At 64.1% G+C, this 15,508-nt stretch carries 14 protein-coding genes; 7 read left to right on the top strand and 7 right to left on the bottom strand.

What is annotated here, in order from left to right; genetic code table 11:
• The first annotated feature begins 14 nt into the window (after positions 1–14).
• Positions 15–950, top strand: coding sequence for a dihydrodipicolinate synthase family protein (locus tag C438_RS00230; RefSeq protein ID WP_004967176.1), 936 nt, complete (start codon positions 15–17; stop codon positions 948–950).
• Positions 951–1,189: 239 nt separating this feature from the next.
• Here C438_RS00230 and C438_RS00225 read toward each other — a convergent pair whose 3' ends face one another.
• Complete coding sequence (locus C438_RS00225; protein WP_004967175.1) at positions 1,190–1,966, bottom strand: aldo/keto reductase; 777 nt, start codon at positions 1,964–1,966, stop codon at positions 1,190–1,192.
• Positions 1,967–2,146: 180 nt separating this feature from the next.
• Here C438_RS00225 and C438_RS00220 point away from each other — a divergent pair, with 180 nt between their 5' ends.
• The 5 genes from C438_RS00220 (at position 2,147) to C438_RS00200 (ending at position 7,292) form a co-directional block, all read left to right on the top strand.
• Positions 2,147–3,091 (top strand): carbohydrate ABC transporter permease, encoded by a 945-nt coding sequence (locus C438_RS00220; RefSeq protein WP_004967174.1) that lies wholly within the window; start codon positions 2,147–2,149, stop codon positions 3,089–3,091.
• Positions 3,088–4,008 carry a carbohydrate ABC transporter permease gene (locus C438_RS00215; protein WP_004967173.1) on the top strand — a complete coding sequence of 307 codons (921 nt, stop codon included), beginning with the start codon at positions 3,088–3,090 and terminating at the stop codon, positions 4,006–4,008. The genes C438_RS00220 and C438_RS00215 overlap by 4 nt, the downstream gene beginning before the upstream one ends.
• A 114-nt stretch (positions 4,009–4,122) precedes the next feature.
• Positions 4,123–5,226, top strand: coding sequence for an ABC transporter ATP-binding protein (locus tag C438_RS00210; RefSeq protein WP_004967172.1), 1,104 nt, complete (start codon positions 4,123–4,125; stop codon positions 5,224–5,226).
• Between the two features lie 11 nt (positions 5,227–5,237).
• Positions 5,238–6,071 (top strand): hypothetical protein, encoded by an 834-nt coding sequence (locus C438_RS00205; RefSeq protein WP_239640610.1) that lies wholly within the window; start codon positions 5,238–5,240, stop codon positions 6,069–6,071.
• Positions 6,072–6,134: 63 nt separating this feature from the next.
• Positions 6,135–7,292, top strand: a complete 1,158-nt coding sequence (locus C438_RS00200) for a sialidase family protein (protein WP_004967170.1) — start codon at positions 6,135–6,137, stop codon at positions 7,290–7,292.
• Positions 7,293–7,839: 547 nt separating this feature from the next.
• Here C438_RS00200 and C438_RS00195 read toward each other — a convergent pair.
• The 6 genes from C438_RS00195 to C438_RS00170 all read right to left on the bottom strand — a co-directional run bounded on the left by C438_RS00195 (position 7,840) and on the right by C438_RS00170 (position 14,014).
• A complete protein-coding gene (locus tag C438_RS00195) occupies positions 7,840–8,049 on the bottom strand; it encodes a hypothetical protein (protein WP_004967169.1) in 210 nt (69 codons plus the stop codon).
• Positions 8,046–9,152, bottom strand: a complete 1,107-nt coding sequence (locus tag C438_RS00190) for an ABC transporter ATP-binding protein (protein ID WP_004967168.1) — start codon at positions 9,150–9,152, stop codon at positions 8,046–8,048. Before C438_RS00190 ends, C438_RS00195 begins: the two co-directional genes overlap by 4 nt.
• A complete protein-coding gene (locus tag C438_RS00185; protein ID WP_004967167.1) occupies positions 9,149–10,225 on the bottom strand; it encodes an ABC transporter ATP-binding protein in 1,077 nt (358 codons plus the stop codon). Before C438_RS00185 ends, C438_RS00190 begins: the two co-directional genes overlap by 4 nt.
• A complete protein-coding gene (locus C438_RS00180) occupies positions 10,222–11,226 on the bottom strand; it encodes an ABC transporter permease (RefSeq protein WP_004967166.1) in 1,005 nt (334 codons plus the stop codon). The genes C438_RS00185 and C438_RS00180 overlap by 4 nt, the downstream gene beginning before the upstream one ends.
• 1 nt (position 11,227) lies before the next feature.
• Complete coding sequence (locus tag C438_RS00175; protein ID WP_004967165.1) at positions 11,228–12,187, bottom strand: ABC transporter permease; 960 nt, start codon at positions 12,185–12,187, stop codon at positions 11,228–11,230.
• 75 nt (positions 12,188–12,262) lie between these two features.
• Complete coding sequence (locus C438_RS00170; RefSeq protein ID WP_004967164.1) at positions 12,263–14,014, bottom strand: ABC transporter substrate-binding protein; 1,752 nt, start codon at positions 14,012–14,014, stop codon at positions 12,263–12,265.
• A 185-nt stretch (positions 14,015–14,199) separates the two neighbouring features.
• Between C438_RS00170 and C438_RS00165 the strand changes: the two genes are divergently transcribed.
• Complete coding sequence (locus C438_RS00165; RefSeq protein ID WP_004967163.1) at positions 14,200–15,462, top strand: amidohydrolase; 1,263 nt, start codon at positions 14,200–14,202, stop codon at positions 15,460–15,462.
• Positions 15,463–15,508 lie beyond the last annotated feature (46 nt).

Genomic DNA, 15,508 nt, shown 5'->3' with positions numbered 1-15,508 from the left:
GACCTCAACAACAGATGACCAACGAACTTCACGGCGTAAACCCCCCGCTTATCACCCCGCTCGACGCTGACGGCCGACTGAAAGACGACGCGTTCAGAGACGAGATTCGCTACCATCTCGACGCCGGGGTTTCCGGCGTCGTCGTCGGCGGAAGCACCGGCGAAGGGATGCGGATGAACAACGACCAGCTCCAGCACCTCTACGAGGTCGCGGTCGACGAAGTCGACGGCGCGGTCCCCGTGGTCGCGGGAGTCATCGCGCGGCAGACGCACGAGGCCACCACGAAGGCGGGGCTCGCTCGCGATGCCGGCGCCGACTTCCTCATGGTGATGCCACCGACGGGGTACGCCGGCTCGCACATGGCTGACAACGACTCGATTCGCGACTACTACCGCGCGATTGCGGACGTCTCCGACCTCCCAATCGTCGTGTACGACGTCATGTCGTTGCTCGACCTCGACGCGGAACTCGTCGGCGACCTCGTCCGGGACATCCCGGAAGTCGTCGGCATCAAGGTCAGCAGTACGCTCGGTAACTTGACGCACTATCTCCGAGCCATCGGCGACGACGGCTTTGTCCTCGGCGGGATGAGCATCGCGCAGTTCCCGACGTACACGCTGGGCGTCAACGGCGGTATCGTGGGCATCAGTAGCGTCTGCCCGCGCATCTCCGTCCAAATCTGGGAAGCCACGCAACGCGGCGACTACGACCGCGCTCGCGAGCTTCACCTCTCTATCGTGCCGCTCATCCGCGCCGCGATGGAGGACTACGAGTCGAACTTCCCCGCCGGCGAAAAAGCCGCCATCGACATCCTCGGACGCGATTCGGGCCATCTCTTCCACCCGTTCGACGAGGTGGCGAACAGCGACGAGAAACGCGCGGCGATCGAGCGGGCCGTCGCACACATGCACGAGCAAGGGACCAGAGAGGTGGTCCCCGCCGACGATTAGGGCAGTAATCCCAGTCACGGTCCTGTCTGCCATTCAACCGCGACGCAGACTCCGGTGCCGTTCCTGCCAGCGACGACACCGTCACCGACGGTCCGCGTCGCCTGCCGACTTCCCTTCTGTATCACTCACGTGCCTTTTCCGACGCGTGTCCGGTTCGGAACCCGATGCTCTCGTCACCCCGTGCGTCGCTGTCGGTGACTCTCTCAGACGGTTCGTAAAATCCCGCGCTCGGGTCGGCGTTACCAGTCGACCCAGTCTCGGTCGGCGATTCGTAGCTCGCGGTCGATACCGTCGATACGAGCGAGTTCCTCCGACGCGAGTTCGATGTCCGCGGCTTCGAGGTTCCCTCGGATGTGGTCTTCGCTCGATGCCTTCGGGATGGGGTTGACGCCGTCTTTCGAGACCAGCCACGCGATGGCGACCTGCGCCTCGCTGAGCCCGTTTTCGCGGGCGATGTCGGTTACCTCCGGAATCTCGAAGACCTCGCCGCGGGCGAGCGGTGAGTAGGCGACGACTTCGATGTCGTGACCGCGACAGTACTCGATGAGGTCCGGTTGGGGGAGCAGTGGATGCAGTTCGACCTGATTGACCGCGATTGGGACGTCGCAGGCGGCCCGCGCCTCGTCGAGCAGGTCGGGGGTGAAGTTACTCACGCCGACGTGTCGAATCAGGCCCTCGTCCCGGAGTTCGGCGAACGCGCCTAACGTGTCCGCGGCGTCGTAGTCCTTCGCCGGCCAGTGAACGTAGAGGACGTCGACGTAGTCCACGCCGAGGCGGTCGAGGCTCTCGGAGACCGCTTCGGGGACGCGGTCGGACGCGAGGTCGCCCGGCCAGAGTTTCGTCCCCAGCGTTATCTCCTCGCGGTCGACGTCCGCCCGCTCGATTCCGTCGCCCACGTAGGCTTCGTTCTCGTACAGTTGCGCCGTGTCGATGTGGCGGTAGCCCATCTCCAGCGCCGTTCGGACGCTCTCCGCACAGGCGTCCGGGTCGGTGTTCTGCCACGTTCCGAAGCCCACTCTCGGCTCTCCAAATACCATGGTCGTCAGTACGTTCTCGCATCCTCCTATAATAATCTATGGGCGAGGAGACGCCTTCGGCGGGTCGCGCTCCGCCCGCTTTCGTCCTGTTCACTCGCCCCGGTGACTGCGGTGATGGGAAGATTTTTACCATTGGTTCATGAAGAATTGGCACGTTCCATGAGTACAATCAACAAGCATGGCTCTCGGGCTCGAGAACTACGAGACGAGGCGTTCGAGTTCCTCTCGAAAAAGAAGGTACTGGCCGCGCTGACGATTCTCCCGCCGATGTTGCTCTTCACGTTCGTGAATCTCGTTCCGATTGTCGGCGTCATCGGCGCGAGTTTCTTCAGCATCAACGCCTTCTCGAACGAGTGGCAGTGGATCGGTGTCGCGAACTTCGAGACGCTCTTGTCGAGCGATTCGTTTTACGACGCGCTCAGTCGGTCGGTCGTCTACGCGGGCGGCTCGGTCGTCATTCAGGTGGTCTTCGGCACCACCCTCGCGTTGCTACTCAACCGGTCGTTCAAGTTCGTCAACATCGCGCGGACGTTCGCGATTCTCCCGTACCTCATCCCGAACGCGGTCATCGGCTTCATGGCGCTCTGGATGCTGAACTCGCAGTGGGGAATCGTCAACCAACTCGCCGTCCAGATCGGCCTCATCCAAGGCTACGTGTCGTTCTTCGGAAGCCAGGAGTCGGCGATGCTCGCGGCGATTCTCACGAGTAGTTGGAAGGACTCCATCTTCGTCACGGTGATGGTGCTCGCTCGGTTGCAGGCCATCCCGGAGAGCTTCTACGAAGCCGCGAAGATGTCCGGCGCGACGGCGTACCAACGCTTCCGGGATATCACCCTCCCGAACCTGAAGGGCGTGTTCTTCATCGTGTTGCTGCTGCGCGCGGTATGGATGTTCAACACCTTCGACTACATCTGGGTCCTCACGCAGGGCGGCCCCCGCGGAGCGACGACGACTGCACCCATCTACGCGTACAACGTCGCCTTCGGGACGAGCCGACTCGGTATCGCGGCGGCCGTCTCGACCGTGTTGTTCCTCGTGTTGTTGGTCGCGGCGGTGTTGTACTTCCGCATCTTCGAACCGTCCGAGGAGGTGCGCGCAGAATGAGCATCCGCAACGACATCGGGCAGAAGTGGTCGAGCGTCAAGCAACGAACCGTCGACAAACCGTGGAATCCGCTGACGCACCTCTCTCACCAAGGTCGGTCGAGAGGGTGGAACCTGCTTTTGAACGCCCTGTTGGTGCTGCTGCTCTTCGTCGTCATCTTCCCGATCTTCTGGATGGTCAGCACGGCGTTGCGGCCGACCGACATGATATACAACGTTCCGCAGACGCTGTTGCCGCAGGCCTTCTCGGTCGAGAACTTCGTCAACACGTTCGAGGGGACGAACTTCCCGACGTACTTCACGAACAGCATGATTCTCTCGGTCGGCGTCGTCGGCGTCACGACGTCGATGTCGACGCTGGCCGGCTACGGGCTCACGCGCATCGACATCCCACACAAGAAGACGTTCGCGAGAATCATCCTCTTCGGGTACATGTTCCCGCAGATCCTCCTCGCGATTCCGATGTTCATCTTCTGGAGTCGCATCGGCCTCATCAACAGCCACCTCGGACTCATTCTCGCGGTCACGGCGACGGCGCTTCCGTTCGGCATCTGGCTGATGTGGAAGTTCTTCCAGAACGTGCCCATCTCACTCGAAGAATCCGCTCAGATGGCCGGCGCGTCGCCGTTCCGCGCGTTCTACGAGATCGCACTGCCGATGGCGAAACCCGGCGTCATCGCGGTCGCAATCTTCTCGTACGCGACAGCGTGGGGCGCGTACACGATTCCCCGCATCATCATGCCGACCAGTGAGAACTGGCCGCTGACCGTCGGTATCCACATGTTCACGATTCAGAAACAGACGCTCTGGGGAGAGGTGATGGCCGCGAGCGTGATGATGGTCATCCCGGCGTTCATCTTCGTCTTCGCGCTCCAGAAGTACCTCCTCGAGGGCTTCGAAGTCGGCGGACAGATGTAACGCTCGCCGCAGTCACCACTCTCCCTTCGTTTTCTCCGCACGGTCGACCTGAGAATCTGCATCCACCGAAACGTATAATGGGACTGTCTCACAAGATGTGTGTGGTTGTTAATCATGACTATTGAGGTCAGCTCCCTGCGGAAAGAGTTCAGTTCGCCGTCCGGAACGATAACGGCCGTCGATGGCATCGACTTCAGCATCGACGAAGGCGATTTCTTCACGTTCGTCGGTCCATCGGGGTGCGGGAAGACGACGACGCTCCGCTGTATCGCGGGGCTCGAAACGCCGACGAGCGGGAGCATCCGATTCGATGGCGAGGACATGACGGGGAAACCGGCTCACAAGCGGAACCTAGCGATGATGTTCCAGAACATCGCGCTCTACCCGCACATGAAGGTGAAAGAGAATATCTCCTACCCGCTGAAAGTCCGGAACGTTCCGAAGCAAGAGCGATACGAGAACGCCGAGGAGGCCGCGGATATCATGCAGATTCGCGAGTTGCTGGAGAAGTATCCCGGCGAACTCAGCGGCGGCCAGCAACAGCGTGCGGCGTTGGCGCGAACCATCGTCCACGAACCGGAGGCGTTCCTGATGGACGAGCCGCTGAGCGACCTCGACGCGAAGCTCAAAGTCGAGATTCGCAAGGAGATACAGCGCGTCCACGACCGCGTGGAGAAGCCGACGATCTACGTGACGCACGACCAGGAGGAGGCGATGACGATGAGTGACCGTATCGCGGTGTTCAACGACGGCGGCATCGAGCAGATCGGGACGCCGGACGAACTCTACCAGCGGCCGACGAACCGGTTCGTGGCGAACTTCATCGGTAACCCGTCGATGAACTTCTTCGACGGCACCGTCGACCGCGCGAGCGGCGAGACGGTCGTCGTGTCCGTTGACGGCCGAGACGTCGAGCTTCGGGTGGTCGATTCCACGGCGGTCGGCGTCGGCGACGAGGTCACGGTCGGCGTCCGGCCCGAAGACGTCAGACTCGACCGGAACGACGGCGACCTCGAAGGCGAAATAACCCTCATCGAGCGGATCGGAAAGCAGATGTTGGCGACCATCGAGGGCCCGCAGGGCGAAGTCAGAGTGACGCTCCCGGCCGACAACGCCTACGAGAAAGGCGAGGTGATTCGCCTCTCCATCGAGACTCGGGCCACGCATCTCTTCGACTCCGGCTCCAACGATGTCGTGACCCGCGGCCCGGACGTGTGACGAGGTGACCGATGAACTGGATACGTCACCGTGATTCGACCGTGCTCGACCGCGTCAGGAATCCAGCGTACACGGGTGAAAACCGGTGTCTCCCCTGTACCGGGGTGAACGCCGTCTTCGCCGTTGCCCTCGCCGGAGTCGTCGCGTGGGTGGGGTCGCCGCTCTTGGGTGCTGTCTCACTCGCGGCGTCGGCCGCGGTCATCGGCCTCCGTGGGTATCTGATACCGGGGACACCGACGCTGACACAGCGGTACCTCCCCTCGCGGGCGATGGCGTATTTCGAACACGGGCCGGAACAGGCGGCCGTCGATTCACACCCGGAATCAGCCGACGTGACCGACGGCGACCGCGACAACGTCCTCGTCGAAAACGGCGTGCTCGTGCCGTGCGACGGTGGGGCCGATTTCTGCCTGACGGACGCCGTTCGCCGTGCGTGGACGGACGCACTCGACGCCATCGATGCCGACGTAGACACCGCGCTCTCGGAGTCCGCGCTCGTCGACGCCGAGTCGTCCGAGTTCGCCGTCGACGAATCGGCCGGCGACTTCGCCGTCTCCGTCGACGGGGCGCACGCCGGCCGGTGGCCGTCGCGCGAAGCGTTCCTCGCCGACGCGGCCGGTTCGGTCGCGCTGGCTGACGAACTCCCGGGCTGGCACGGGCTGTCCTCGCGAACGCGCGGTATCTCCCTCGGCGAGCTTCGACTGTTCCTCGACCGCTGTCCGACCTGCGGCGGCGAACCCGATTTTCAGCATCGAACCGAAGAGACGTGCTGTCGGACGCGAACCGTCACGACGATGCGATGTGCGGACTGCGACGCCTCGTTCGTCGAAGTCGTCGGCGCGTGACCCGTTTTCATCACCGTCTGCGGTATCTTTAATATCCCCGCCCCAACTCTGTGAAACGGACCCATGCTAGCTTCACCCAAGAGAGTCGAGAGTGCCGAACACACCGTCGTCTACCACGGTGACGGCGAGTTCTCGGCGTGGCCCTTCAACGGCGGGATGTGGAAGACCGACGACGGCGTGGTCGTCGCGTTCATCAACCACGACTGCGATTACTCGGTGCCCGAGAACCTCCACGACGCCAAGGTCGTTCGCTACGGGAGCGTCGTCTCTCCGACCGAGAACAAGCAGAACCAGTTGAGCCACGCGCGCATCGAGACCTACGGCTCTATCCGTTCGATGCGAACCACCGACGGCGGCGACACGTGGACGGACGACGGCGTCATCTCGGATAACGTCGAGACGTCCGAACAGGTGCTCTACAACGAGATTCCGGACGTCGGGCCCCACGACTTCTCGAATCGGGACACCCTCATGGCCTGTTGGTCGTCTCCGCATTCGGCCGCCTCGGACGCGGTTCCCTGGGTGAAGCTGTCCGACGACGGTGGGGACTCGTGGAGCGACGCGAAGCGCCTCCCGATGTTCGACTTCGAGCGAATACAGGGCCGTCCGTCGTACATCACCCGCGAAGACGGCACGCTCCTGTTGATGCTGACGGGGAAAACGGCCACCGACCCCCACGACGTGCCGATCGTGTACGGGTCGTTCGATGGGGGACAGAACTGGTCGTTCCTGTCGCAGATCGGCGGGAGCGAGAAGTACCGCATGCTGTGTCCCTCGCCAGTCCTGCTCGACGACGGGACGCTCGTCGCGGCCGTCCGGTGTAAGATATCAGTCGACTGCGAGTGGACCGAAATCTATCGCTCGACCGACGACGGGCGCAACTGGTCGTTCGTCTCGCGCGTGAACGACCTCGGCGCGCCGAGCAAACTCCTTGAGTACGACGGGTCGCTCGTGTGCATCTACGGCTACCGCCACCCGCCGTACGGCATCCGCGCCCGCGTGAGTCACGACGACGGTGCCACGTGGAGCCGCGAATGGATTCTCCGGGACGACGGCGCGAACTACGACCTCGGCTACCCGCGGGCGGCCGTGCTCGACGACGGGACTATCCTCGCCACGTACTATTTCAACAAACAGGACGACGACGTCGCTGTCGACGGGGGGCCGCGACACATCGCGGCCACCAGATTCGACCCGACAGAACTACTCGCCGAGCGATGACCTCCCCGCGAGCAACCTCGTAACCACGCTTTTGCCACTAGCCGTGGCACCGTCTCGTCAGACGAGGCGCTGTTTCGATGCACCCCTCCTAGCGTCTCGCTCGTCGTTCGTGGCGCAGTCGACGGGAACTGCTAGCGTCCCCGAGTGGGCATGCGACGAAACCACCGACGACGTGATTCTGACAACATAGTATTGCACAAATATAACATTACTATTGTCGGGCGAGCTCCCTATCTGATTTTGGGGCCAATCTTAATATCACACCCAATCAGAATTTTATTACATTTTTGAAACAGATATTGATAAAGATTGTTTGCATATTGGTTATAGGAACTAGCATACACAATTAGAACCTGTTCGGTTAGTCGATTCGAAGCGATGAGCAATCCGTTCCCCACAATATAGAATTGCTTATTCTACACTATATATGGTGGTGCTATCGAGCGATTGACTTCACCACACACTACCTGTGGAAAATCGAAGTGAACGCTATTCACCCGGTCGGGCGCAACGCTCCCGAACGGCTACCAAGGTGAGAGAGCTCCCACTACTTGCGGTCGAACTCGTCGTCTATCATCGCCAGCGCCCCGCCGGAGTTGAACAGCAGGCGGCTCACGACCACCCACGTCGGCACCGCGAGGACGACCAGCGCGACGGTGCTCGCCGCGGGCGACAGCGGCGGCAACAGCCCGCGGTAGAACCACACGATGGCGAACGTCAGGACGATGCGGAGCATCGGCTTGACGGCGACGGTCATCTGTCGTCGTCACCCCGACCGTCGGTGACGAGCGTCGGTTCGGCGTCGAAGTTCTCGATGCTGAACCGCTCGTCGACGTCCTGCGCGGCGCTCGGAACGCCCGCGCCGGTCTCGAACTCGTCGACGTGGATACAGGCGGCCTTGTGGCCGCCGGTCGCGCCCGCCACGTCGTCGAGCGTCGGGTCGACCGACGTACACTCCTCGGTCGCCTCAGGGCACCGCGGGTTGAACGAACAGCCCGACGGCGGGTCGAGCGGCGAGGGGACCTCGCCTTCGAGCACCTGCCGCTGTCGGGCGAGCTCGGGCACCGGTTGCGGAATCGCGCCCAACAGCGCCCGCGTGTAGGGGTGCTGGGGGTTCGAAAACAGCTCGTCGGCGTCGGCGAGTTCGACGATTTCGCCGAGGTACATCACGGCGACGCGGTCGCAGACGTGGCGAATCACGCTGAGGTCGTGGGCGATGAACAGAAGCGTCAGGTCGAACTCCTCCTGCAAGTCGTCGAGGAGGTTGAGAATCTGCGCCTGAATCGACACGTCGAGCGCGGAGACGGGCTCGTCGGCGACGATGAAGTCCGGGTCGACCGCGAGCGCGCGGGCGATGCCGACGCGCTGGCGCTGGCCGCCGGAGAACTCGTGGGGGTAGCGGTTGGAGTACTGCGGCGGCAGGCCGACCGTCTCCATGAGTTCGTCCACGCGGGCGTCGCGTTCGCCCTTGTAGAGGCCGTGAATCTCCATCGGCTGTTTGATGATTTGGCCGACGGTCTTCCGGCGGTTGAGACTCGACGCGGGGTCCTGAAAGACGATTTGGATGCGCTTTCGCATCTCCGTCATCTCCCGGTCAGACAGCGCCGTCAGGTCGGTCCCGTCGTAGCTGACCGTCCCTTTCGTGGGCTCGTCCAGCCGGAGGACCGACCGCGCGGTCGTCGACTTGCCGGAGCCGGACTCGCCGACGAGGCCGAGCGTCTCGCCGCGCTCGATGTCGAAGGAGACGCCGTTGACGGCTTTCACCGTCTCGTCGGCTCCGAGCAGGCGGTCGATGAAGCCGTCGTTCTGGGTGAAGTACTTGTGGAGTCCCGAGACGGACAACAGCGGGTCGTCGCTCATCGCGGCTCACCTCCGTCGGTCGCGGGGGCCGTGGGACCGCCGCCGTCCGCCTCCGCGCGCTCCGTCTCGATGGCCGACGGCGAGAGGTCGTAGCCGCGGGCGTGGAGACACGCCGCCTCCCGACCGGGTTCGACCTCCCGGAGTTCGGGGTCGTACGACTCGCACTCGGCGGTCGCGTGGGGACACCGCGGGTGGAACGAACAGCCCGACGGCAGGTCGGTGAGGTTCGGCACGTCGCCCTCGACGGGCGTCAGCCGGTCGGTGTCGTCGGTGAGTCGCGGAATCGACCGCATGAGGCCGCGGGTGTAGGGGTGCCGCGGGTTCTCGAAGAGGGCGTCCACGCCGGCGCGCTCGACGACGCGGCCGCCGTAGGCGACTGCGACGCGGTCGCAGGTCCCGGCGACGACGCCGAGGTCGTGCGTGATGAGGATGATGCTCATCCCGTACTTCTCTTGGAGTCTGTCGAGGACGTTGAATATCTGCGTCTCGATGGTCACGTCGAGCGCCGTCGTCGGCTCGTCGGCGATGAGCACGTCCGGTTCGCAGGAGATGGCCATCGCCAGCAACGCGCGCTGACGCATCCCGCCGGAGAACTGGTGGGGGTAGTTGTCCACGCGCGAGGTCGGTTCGGGGATGCCCACGTCGGCCATGAGTTCGATGGTCCGCTCGCGGGCCGCCTTGTCCGACACGTCCTGGTGGGTCTTGATGACCCGGCTGATCTGGTCGCCGACGGTGAACACGGGGTTGAGACTCGTCATCGGGTCCTGAAACATCATCGCGATGTCGTTGCCCCGAATCGAGCGCATCTCGGCCTCGGTCTTTTTGAGCAGGTCGTCGCCGCGGTAGCGGACGCTCCCTCGCTCGATGCGACCGGGGCTGTCGACGAGTTGGAGCATCGACAGCGCGGTCACGGACTTGCCGGAGCCGGACTCGCCGACGATGCCCAGCGTCTCGCCCTCGTAGAGGTCGAACGACGAGCCGTCGACGGCCTTGACCGTCCCCTCGTCGGTGTAGAACCGCGTGACGAGGTCGCGGATTTCGAGCACGGGCTGTTCGTCCGGCTCGGCGCTCATCGCTCGCCTCCGTCGTTGCGGGGGTCGAGCGCGTCGCGCAGGCCGTCACCGAGCAGGTTGAACCCGAGGATGGTGACGACGATGACGAGCCCGGGGAACACCGAGTACCACCACTCGCCGCTGTAGAGGTAGCCGCGGGCGTTCGACAGCATCAGCCCGAGGCTCGCGTTCGGCGGTTGGATGCCGAGCCCGAGGAACGACAGCGCGGCGCTGGCGAGGACGGCCGTCCCCATGTAGAGCGTCCCCTGGACCACGACGGTCGGCAGGGTGTTGACGGCGATGTCCTTCACGAGGATGTGTCGGTCGCTCGCGCCGAGGGACTTCGCGGCGTCGATGTAGTCTTCTTCCATCTCCTTGAGGACGGAGCCGCGCATGACGCGCGCGAAACTCGGGATGTAGACGACGCCGATGACGGCGATGACTTTCACGATGTTCGGGAGGGTGAACGAGCCGTACTCCGTGCTTCCCACCCCGAGGACGCCGAGCACCGCGATGGCGAGGATGAGACTCGGGAAGGAAAACAGGATGTCCATGAAGCGCATGATGATCTCGTCGACCCACGTGTTGCGGTAGTAGCCGGCGATTGCGCCGGCGGTCACGCCGAGCGCCATCGCGAAGCCGACGACGCCGAGCGAGACGGTCATCAGCGTCCGCAACCCGTAGATGATGCGCGAGAGGATGTCCCGGCCGTGGTGGTCGGTGCCGAGGTAGGCCGTCGTCGTGCCGACGATTTCGCCGGCGTCGTTCTCGACGAGCATCTCGGTGCCCATCGGCATCGGGTTGTGTTCGCCGTCCGGTGCCTCGAACTGCGTCGTCGGGTCGTGGGGGGCGAGAAACGGCGCGAACAGCGCGGTCAGGAGCATCGTGAGGATAATCGCGCTCCCCACGAGCGAGAGGGTGTTCCGGCGGAACTCCTTCCAGAACATCTCGAACTGACTGTGGTGCGTGCCGGGGGCTTGCGCGGCCGGCACCGCCTCGTCCGTCTGGTCTGTCGTTGCCATGTTAGTTTCCATCGTGTCTGATGCGGGGGTCGAGGTAGGCGTACAGCACGTCCACCGCGAGGTTCGCGAAGACGAACACGCTCGCGATGAACAGGATGAGCGCCTGGATGATGCGGTAGTCGCGACGGTCGATGGCCAGTATCAGGAGTTTCCCGATACCGGGGAGGTTGAACACCGTCTCGGTCAGAATCGCGCCGTTCATCAGTTGGCCGAGTCCGACGCCGATGACCGTCACGACGGGGATGAGCGCGTTCTTCGAGGCGTCCTTGAGGACGATTTCGCGCGCGCCGATGCCCATCGCGCGGGCGGTCTTGACGTAGTCCTGACTGAGCGTGTCCAGCATCTCCGAGCGCATCATCCGGGCGATGAGCGCGGAGTAGGCCGTCCCGAGCGTGATGACCGGGAGGAACAACTGCTGGAGGTTCGCCACCGGGTCGACCCACGGCGGCGTCCAGCCGCCGGTCGCCCACGGGAACGAAAACTGCACCGCGAAGATCATGATGAGGATGATGCCCAGCCAGAAGTCGGGAATCGAGATGCCCGACAGCGCGGCGATGCGCGCGGCGTGGTCCGCGGGCTTGTCCTTGCGGACGGCGCTGATGATGCCCGCCGGGATGGCGATGAGCACGGCCGTAATCATGCTGAGAATCGACAGCTCGACCGTCAGCGGGATGCGCTCGACGATGATGTCTGTCACGGGCGTCCCCTGTTGGACCGTCCACGACACGCCGAAGTCGCCTTGTAGCGCGTCGAACACCCACATGCCGTACTGGACGTACAGCGGGCGGTTGAGCCCCATCTCCAGGCGAATCTGTCTGACGAGCTCTTCGTTGCTGAGCGGGCCGAGCATCACCCGGACCGGCCCGCCCGGCGCGAGGTGAACGAGTGCGAAGACGACGACGCTCACCCCGAGGAGGACGGGAATGCTCAACAGCAGGCGCTTGAGGACGAACCGGGACATGCTCACGGCTGAGTCACCTCCTCGGTCGCCGTCGGCGGTCGACGAGTCCGACGCGAACGCGTGTGCATCGGCTCCTCACTCACCCTTCGAGACGAAGCGGTAGTTGTCCTGGAACGTGCCCACCTCGTAGTCGTTGATGGCGTTGCGCCACGCTTCCAGCTTGTTCACGTAGGCGATGTCGATCTGAATGCCGTGTTCGACGAGGTACTCCTCCAGTTCCCAGACGATTTCCTTCTGTTCCTGTTCGTCCGTCGACGCCTGCGCCTCGCGGAGCTTCGAGACGTACCACTCGTGGCCGTTCGAGAAGTCGCCCTCGGCGTCTTCGGGCGCGGCGGGGCCGCTCGGCGCGTAGATGTCTTCGAGGTCGTCCGACGGGTGGTGCCAGTTGTTGTGGTTGTGGTTGTTGTCGGCGTAGCCGGCGTCGAGCCACGACGTGGCGACCGGAATCGACTGCGCCCAGTCTTCCATCGCGGCGTGCCACGTGTCCGTGCTGTACACCTGGTTGAGGAGCGTGGACTTGTCGACGGCGGTGACGGTGGCTTCGATGCCGATTTTCGACAGCTGGTTCTGGATGACGACGGCCTCGTCTTTGAACCACGACCCCTTCGTGGCGATGATGTCCATCTCGAAGCCGTCGGGGTTGCCCGCGAGTTCGAGTTCCTTTTTCGCCTTCTCGGGGTCGTACATCTGCATCTCCTTGAGCTTCGGCGAGGTCCAGTCGCTGTCTGGGTACCACGGTCCCTTCTGGACCGCGCCCTGTCCGTAGAACACCTCGTCGAGAATCTCCTCGCGGTCGATGCCGAACAGGACCGCGCGGCGGTTGTGCCGGTTGCTCATCGGGTTGCCCTCGGACTCCATCAGGTTCACGTACAGCACCTGCGTGAAGTTGCCGGGGACGGACTCGGTCGTGATGTCCGGCTGACTGCTGAGGCCGTCGAAGTCCTTCGGGGGGACCTTGTCGGTCAGGTCGAGTTGGCCCGAACGGAGGTTCGCGAGGCGCGTGGAGTCCTCGCCGATGAAGTCGAATCTGAACTCGTCGACGGCGGGCGCGCCCTCCTTCCAGTAGTCCTCGTTCTTTTCGAGGAGGACGTGACTGCCGCTTTTCCATTCGACGAATTTGAACGCGCCGGTGCCCGCGCCGGAGGGGTCCTGCGTGAGGTCGGTCGCGAGGCCGCTCGGCCCTTTGCCCTCGGAGGTGTCGCCGCGGGAGCCCTCGGGGACGATGCCCTCCAGACCGCGCGTGAGCCACCAGTTGAGCGTCCCGAACGGCTGGGAGAGGTTGAGCCGGAGCGTCCGGTCGCCGACGATTTCGGTGTCCTCGACGAACGGGAGGCGGCTCTTGACCGGCGAGTTGTTGTCGGGGTTGAGAATCCAGTCGACGGAGTACTTGAAGTCCTCGACGGTCACCTCGTCGCCGTTGTGGAACGTGACGCCCTCGCGGAGCGTGTACTCGAAGGCCGTCCCGTCCTCAATGGGGTCGGGAACTTCGGTCACGAGGCCGGGCTGGAGTTCGGAGTCGGGCGTCAGCTCGATGACCTCATCGTAGATGAGGCCGCCGATGGTGCTGGTCGCGGTGTCCGTCCAGAGCGCGGGGTCGAAGTTCCACGGCTCCGCGGCGAGCGCGACGTTGACGCGAACGGTCTCTCCCGAGTTACCCGACGAACTGCTGTCGGTGCTTCCACCGCTCGTTTCGGTCCCGTCGGAGCCGCCGGAACCACCGGAGTCACCGCCGGTACAGCCCGCGAAGCCAGCCGCGCCGACCGCACTCGCGGCCGCGATAAATTGCCGTCTGTCCATGTTTATCTCGGTAATGTTGTCGTCTGACATTGTTTTGTTGAGCTACGTACACACCCTTGTAGCGGTACGCGTGATACCTTAGCTCATGAAACACCGTTATTTATAGCTTTGCCAAACTCTCACAAACTTGGCACTAATCTGCACTATAGACCGGTCGGGTTCGTTGTGCTACCGCTTCCCAAACAGTTTAACGGGGTGGTTGCAATATCGGCTTCATGGCGTACGCCAGCACGCTCTCCCTGCGAGAGTTACGACAGGACCTCCACGCCCATCCGGAGTCCGGATGGAAGGAGTTCCGCACGACCGCACTCATCGCCGCCGCGCTCGACGACCGCGAGTTCACGCTCCACCTCGGTTCCGACGCCGTCGCCGAAGACGAGCGACTGGGCGTCCCCGACGACGACGCGGTCGCGGCCGCAATCGAACGCGCACGCGAGGAAGGTGCGCCCGAGGCCTACCTCGACCGGATGGACGGCGTCACGGGTCTCGTCGCCGAGAAGCGCTTCGGCGACGGGCCGACCGTCGGCGTCCGCGTCGACATGGACGCCCTCGAACGCACCGAGTCGAGCGACGAGGAACACCGCCCCGCGAAACTGGGCTTCGCGAGCACGCACCCCAACGAGATGCACGCGTGCGGCCACGACGGCCACACCGCCATCGGGCTCGGTATCGCCCGCGCCCTCGACGACGACGGCGGGTTCGACGGCACGCTCCGGCTGTTCTTCCAGCCCGCCGAAGAGGGCGGCCGCGGCGGCAAGCCGATGAGCGAGACCGACCTGCTCGCCGACATCGACTACTTCCTCGCGCTCCACCTCGGCCTCGGCAACCCCACGGGGACGGTCATCGCCGCCTACGAGAACCCGCTTTCGAACGCGAAACTCGACGTGACCTTCGAGGGCGCGCCCAGCCACGCGGGCAACGCGCCCAACGAGGGGCGCAACGCGCTCCACGCGGCGACGGCCGCGGTCCAGAACCTCTATGGGATTCCCCGCCACGCCGACGGTGCGACCCGCATCAACGTCGGGAAGTTCGAGTCGCCCAACCCGCAGAACATCATCGCGGAAGAGGCGCGCCTCCGCGTCGAGGTCCGCGGCGGGACCGCCGACCTCAACGAGTACATGCTCGACAAGGCCCGGCGCGTGCTCGACCACGCCGCGGGCATGCACGACGTGTCGGTCGAGACGGGCCTGTACGGGAAGACGGCGACGTTCACGGCCGACGACGAGATGATAGAGGCCGTCCTCGCGTCGGCGGCCGACCTCGACGACGTGACCGAGACGGTCCCGCGACTCGACATCGGGGGGAGCGAGGACGCCTCCTACCTCATCCGGCGGGTTCAGGAACACGGCGGGAAGGCGACCTACGTCGGCATCGGCGCGAGCAACGAGTTCGGCCACCACACCTCGCGGTTCGACATCGACGAGGACGCCCTCGACATCGGCGTCGACGTGGTGTGTCAGACGATTCGAACGCTCTAACGCGGCGGTTCGACCCGGCTGTTCGACCTCGACCAGCCGCGCGTCT

Source organism: Haloferax denitrificans ATCC 35960, assembly GCF_000337795.1.
GTDB lineage: Archaea > Halobacteriota > Halobacteria > Halobacteriales > Haloferacaceae > Haloferax > Haloferax denitrificans.
The sequence above is the reverse complement of the archived record's forward strand: the minus strand, read 5'-3'. Positions and strand labels throughout refer to the sequence as shown.